This window comes from Acinetobacter sp. ANC5681, assembly GCF_023488045.1.
Taxonomy (GTDB): domain Bacteria; phylum Pseudomonadota; class Gammaproteobacteria; order Pseudomonadales; family Moraxellaceae; genus Acinetobacter.
The window spans coordinates 1-5,445 of sequence record NZ_JAMFKZ010000057.1 but is presented as its reverse complement, the minus strand read 5'-3'; the positions used below and the strand labels follow the sequence as shown (position 1 = coordinate 5,445).

General features: G+C 32.5%; 4 protein-coding genes. All 4 read left to right on the top strand.

Annotated features, from left to right (window positions below; genetic code table 11):
- The first annotated feature begins 617 nt into the window (after positions 1-617).
- The 4 genes from M5121_RS15395 to M5121_RS15380 all read left to right on the top strand — a co-directional run bounded on the left by M5121_RS15395 (position 618) and on the right by M5121_RS15380 (position 4,963).
- The gene (locus M5121_RS15395; RefSeq protein WP_249571657.1) at positions 618-833 is read left to right on the top strand and encodes a hypothetical protein; all 216 of its coding nucleotides are present in this window, start codon (positions 618-620) and stop codon (positions 831-833) included.
- 100 nt (positions 834-933) lie between these two features.
- The gene (locus M5121_RS15390) at positions 934-3,309 is read left to right on the top strand and encodes a virulence factor TspB C-terminal domain-related protein (RefSeq protein WP_249571656.1); all 2,376 of its coding nucleotides are present in this window, start codon (positions 934-936) and stop codon (positions 3,307-3,309) included.
- Positions 3,309-3,590 (top strand): DUF2523 family protein, encoded by a 282-nt coding sequence (locus M5121_RS15385; protein WP_249571655.1) that lies wholly within the window; start codon positions 3,309-3,311, stop codon positions 3,588-3,590. The genes M5121_RS15390 and M5121_RS15385 overlap by 1 nt, the downstream gene beginning before the upstream one ends.
- Complete coding sequence (locus tag M5121_RS15380; RefSeq protein ID WP_249571654.1) at positions 3,590-4,963, top strand: zonular occludens toxin domain-containing protein; 1,374 nt, start codon at positions 3,590-3,592, stop codon at positions 4,961-4,963. Before M5121_RS15385 ends, M5121_RS15380 begins: the two co-directional genes overlap by 1 nt.
- Positions 4,964-5,445 lie beyond the last annotated feature (482 nt).

The following is a 5,445-nucleotide window of genomic DNA, read 5'->3' as shown; positions in this document are numbered from 1 at the left end:
ACAAACTTATCCGGACAGATCAAATATATAAAAAGCCTTTACAAATCAAATACTTAACAATACATAATTACGTATAATGTATAATATGTTAAAAATCAATAACTTACGGTAATAATAATCATGGCACAATTTCAGTATAGATGCAAGAAGTGCGGTAAATCGTTCGATTCTCACGCTGTTTATTGTGTCCATTATTACCAGTGCAGGGGTTAGAAATGGATTCACACTATCTCTTTCTTGGACTCATTGCCTGTGCTTTGGGTGGTTTATTACTCGGTCTTTTTATTCACAGAGATAAATAGAAATGACATACGTACTCTTTTTTTTAATAGCTGTTGGCATATATAGCATCTGCATTTTTGCATATAAATCAACAAACAAATTAGTCGACCTTTATAAATTTAGAGATCGTTAAGAATGAATAGCGTCTGTTCACAACTATCACAACCTGACTCCAATGGTGTGCAGACGTGTATTTCATGGGTAGAACAATCATACGTTCCACCATTAAGCGACGCTGATCGTGACGTATACCTTGCATACATTTTTTCATTGTTTGCATTGGTATGGTCAGTGAAACGCGTCATCAAAATGTTCGGTTAACAAAGGAGAAAATCATGAAACTGAACTTTAAACAAATCGCTCTCTTTGCACTTGTTGCAATGGCTTTCACAGTTCCCGAAATTGCAATGGCTGCGGGAGGTTTTGACCCATCATCAGCTACATCAGGCTCAGAATCAAAATCATGGATTGAAACGGCTGCGCAATGGATGCTCGGCATTGTTGTTGTGATTTGGGGCGTTCGACGCACGCTCGGATTCTTCGGCAAATAACAACTGGAGCAACGAATATGCAAGAAGATTTAGCAAACTGGATAATACTAATTGCATCATTCGTTGCTTTTCATCATTTATTTAAATAAATGGGTGTTATATGAAATACATCCGTTTAATACTCATTTTTTTCTCATTAATCATATTCTCAAATTATGTTAATGCTGCAACATATACAATTTCACAAATACCCGGTTCACCTAAATTTAATTCTGCTGATCAAGCATGTGCTTATTTTAAAACAAGATACGCTAGCGCTGTATCATACCAACTTACAAACTCAGAAACTTGGTGCGAACTTTACGACTCATTTGAACGTTTAGCAATCGGTACAATTGTTAAAGATGACAGTTGCCCATCAAACGTTTCAACAAAGCCTATTACAGTTGTCGGTTGGACCAAATGGGGGCTTGATGAAACAGATGCCTATTATGCAAAAATTGCATCAAGTACAGTTTGTCACCAAGGATGTAGATATAAAAATCCATCTATGAATGGATCAGAAGGTTCTGATCTAATGAGTCTTTCATACAATTCACCAGTGAAAGACGCTGCATGTCCTAATACGTCTGATCAACCGCCAACTATTCCACCTGATAATGTAACACCTCCATCAACTTGTAAAAGCTCAACGGGTTCAGATACATACTGTGATAAGCCTGCTTCAGGTACATGCCCTAGCGGTTATTCTTCGGGTTCATTTAACGGAAAATCTATTTGTGTAAAAAACTCACCAAATACTCCGAATCCTAACGATCCTAACAATCCTAATCATCCTGACAATCCCAATAATCCCAATAATCCTAACAATAACAATAACAATCAAAACAATAATGGAGACATGAAAGGTATAATAGATGCAATTAATAGTGCTAAAAATGAGATTAAATCAGCAATACAATCACAAGCAAATCAAATTTCAGCAGCTATACAAGAACAAACACAGAGCTTGACATCAACTATTTCAAGTCAAACATCATCAATTACATCAGCCATTAATTCATCAAAAGATGCAATTACTACATCTATAAAAAATATATCTGACTCAATTAGTACAACTAATTCAAAAATTGATACAACTAATACAAAATTAGACCAAACGAATAATAAACTTGATTCAGTTGTAAATGCTGTCAATTCAGTAAAAGAAACTATTTCTACAAGCATTAAATCTGTCACCGATGCTGTCGGTATTACTAATCAAAAAATTGATTCTACTAACTCAAAAATTGACACTACTAATTCAAAATTAGATCAAACAAATAATAAATTAGAGACACTTGCTAATGCTGTCAATTCAGTAAAAGAAACTATTTCTACAAGCATTAAATCTGTCACCGATGCTGTAGGTATTACGAATCAAAAAATTGAAACTACAAATACAAAACTAGATCAAACAAATAATAAATTAGAGACACTTTCCAATGCTGTTAATTCAGTAAAAGAAACTATTTCTACAAGCATTAAATCAGTTACCGATGCTGTCGGTATTACTAATCAAAAAATTGATTCTACTAACTCAAAAATTGACACTACTAATTCAAAATTAGATCAAACAAATAATAAATTAGAGACACTTGCTAATGCTGTCAATTCAGTAAAAGAAACTATTTCTACAAGCATTAAATCTGTCACCGATGCTGTAGGTATTACGAATCAAAAAATTGAAACTACAAATACAAAACTAGATCAAACAAATAATAAATTAGAGACACTTTCCAATGCTGTTAATTCAGTAAAAGAAACTATTTCTACAAGCATTAAATCAGTTACCGATGCTGTCGGTATTACTAATGAAAAAATTGAAACAACTAATTCAAAATTAGATCAAACAAATAATAAATTAGAGACAGTTGCTAATGCTGTCAATTCAGTTAAAGAGTCAATTACTAAAGGTTTTGATAATATCAAAGATATGTTAGATACAAATAATTCAAAATTAGAGCAGAATAAACAGAAATTAGAAGAAATTAGTTCAAAAGCAGATCAAACAAATAATAAACTTGATTCATTAAACGAATCACAAAAAACAACAAATAATACTTTAAACGAAATTAATAATGCTCAAAATACAACTAATTCAAAATTAGATGCAGTTAACAACAATATTGATTCAGCCAATAAAAAAATTGATCAACTAAACGAGAATGCTAAAGACTTAAAAGAAGGTCAAAAAGAAACAAACGGCTTATTAAAATCAATTAAATCAGTATTAGACGATATCAAAAAATTCTTAACTGACGAATCTGATTTACCCGAAAAAGAGGACCTACCAGAGCGTCAAATTGATAAACAGTCTTTAACAACATCATTATTTTCAGCATCTTCACAATGCCCACCTGATAAAACTTTATATTTGATGTCAGTAACATACACATATTCTTATTCAGATATTTGTTATTACTTAAAAATGCTAGGTTATTTAATTATGACATTTGCATATTTATGGGCAGCAAGAATAGTGAGTAACGCATAATGCAAGGAATATTAATCGCTGTTATATCTGCAATTGTCTCATCATTAATAGCAAGAATGTTACTTGGTGCAGGATTAGCAATACTTTCTTTCAATTGGATTAATGATCTAGTTAATGACGCAATTTCAGCAATGCAAGGCTTTTTGTACAACTTGCCTGCCGACATCATCGGCATTCTTTCAATAATGATGATTCCCCAAGCTCTATCAGTTGTCATGTCAGCTTATGGCATAGCTGCATTTGTACGAACTGCAAAAGTGTTTATAGGTAAAGCAAACTAATGAGTATTTTAATTTCTGCACCAATCAGAACGGGCAAAACTCTATTTGCAATTGAAAAAATATTCGAAGAATTAAATCGTGGGCGAGTTGTTTATACAAACATTGTCGGAATAAAAATACCTGGTGTTATTTCTGTATCAAGTTCAATCGGCGATCCGTTCGACTGGCGTGATCTTGATAACGGTTCTGTACTTGTTTGGGATGAAGCACATGAACACCCAAGTTTCTCAGAAAAAGACTTACTTAAAGATTTTCAAATTGATGAAACACAGTACCACGAACGTATTCAAGCTGTTGAAGCACGAAAAGATATATCAACACTTCTTAAAAAGCAGTTCATAGACAATATTAATATAGAGCGTAAAAATGCGCTTATACGCAAGAAAGAGCAAATCAAAGACATAGGGCAAGCCCTTTTGATGCACGGTCATTTCGGTATAGAAATTTATTTCATTACTCAACGTGTAACTAAGCTCAACACTGACGTTCTTGCATCAGTAACAAATCACTATGTTTTAAGAAGAAAATTCGGATTAGATGCAGCAGTAATTTGGGAATTTGGCGAAGCTATTACGACTTGGTCAAAGTCTGCTGCTGACACAGCACTTAATAAAAAAATATGGCGTTATCCAAAACATCTATACAATTTCTATGTCTCATCTGAGAATCATGCAGTTAAAAAAACATTTCCGTTTAAATACGCTCTTATAGCTTTAATACCAATTTTATTATTTTTAAATGGTTTTAATGATGCAAAACACTCTAATTTCTTTGGCTTTTTTGGAAAAAAAGAAAATACTGATCAAGTACAAAATAATCAAAATTTAGAGCAAAATAAATCAATTGAAAATAATAAAACTCTAGCAAAAGACAATCAAAATAATACTGATTGCAATGTTTATGAAAATATACATCTACCCGAATGCCAAAAGATTCAAAAAGAAAAAAACGAACAGCTAAACAACAGTGTTAAACAAAGCATTAACTATGACCCAAACAATCCATATTTTGATAATTCTAAAAATATGAATTATCAAGCCACTACACAACCAGTTTTTAGTGGTTGCATTAAATATAAAGGTAAATACTTTGCATATACTCAACAAGGAACAAAACTTAACGTTTCAGAATCAGACTGTAGAAGATTAATAGATAACGGTGACAGACCATTTAATTACTTTGCAGAAAATAAAAACTTACAGCAACAACAACCTGAAAAATTAAGCAACACCCAACAAAATACGGAACAAAAAATGACACCACAACAATACATTAAATATCTTCAATACCTAGAAGATAATAATCAAGCTAATAACGTCATTCAAGAAACACAAACACTCACGTATTCAAGAGATATTCATCACATCAACTAATTATCAGAACGAGTGTCTACGAGTGACGACACAAGAACATAAACATTAAACCTTTACTCTCTGATTACAGGCTCCCATATGACGTTTAACTATAAGAACCGAGCTACGCTCGCCGACAATGTTTTGCCATTTCTAAAGAATATCTCGCAAACTTGGGTACAATGCTCGTATTGTGGGCGTACAATAATGTTTTCAGATAGAACAAGACATACAAGAATTTTTCATACGAGTGCAACTGGTGGCTTAATAGTTGATGGGGTCTAATATGATGTCTTTAACTTATATACTTTTAGCTTTTTTTGTATTTTTATCCTTTTTATTATTTATGCACTTTTTCGTATGATTATTAATTTAATTTCTATGAGAATTAATGCACGTTAATAGATACTGAGATTACGCATAATTTCTGCATTATGTTACTTGACGTTTTCGTTGTACAAATAATCCCACTGGAGAGTCTCCAGTGGGTTTTTTGTCAATGA